At 67.3% G+C, this 269-nt stretch carries 1 pseudogene; it reads left to right on the top strand.

Features of this window, described 5'->3' with window-relative positions:
* Positions 1-130: 130 nt before the first annotated feature.
* A pseudogene (locus ABGA94_RS15950) lies at positions 131-269 on the top strand (S1 RNA-binding domain-containing protein); the annotation flags it as partial.

Raw genomic sequence — 269 nt, 5'->3', positions numbered from 1 at the left:
GACCGGCGCGGTATCGGCCGGTACGGGCGGCAACGCGGCCAGCTCGACGTCGCGGGTTTCGCCCAGCAGCTTCAACAGGCGCTCGGTCTCGGCCTGGGTGACGAAGCCGGAGCTCTGCAGGCCCGATGGGATCACCGACTTCGGCATCTTCATCGGCCTGGACGGCGGCATCGACGGCCTGGTCCACCTGTCCGACATCAGCTGGAACACCACCGGCGAAGACGTCGTTCGCAACTTCAAGAAGGGCGATACCCTGGACGCCGTCGTCC

Origin of the sequence: Stenotrophomonas sp. 3diitr2024 (assembly GCF_042136455.1) — a bacterium.
Taxonomy (GTDB): domain Bacteria; phylum Pseudomonadota; class Gammaproteobacteria; order Xanthomonadales; family Xanthomonadaceae; genus Stenotrophomonas; species Stenotrophomonas sepilia.
Note: the sequence above shows the minus strand (reverse complement) of the source record. Positions and strands in the feature narration are given on the sequence as shown.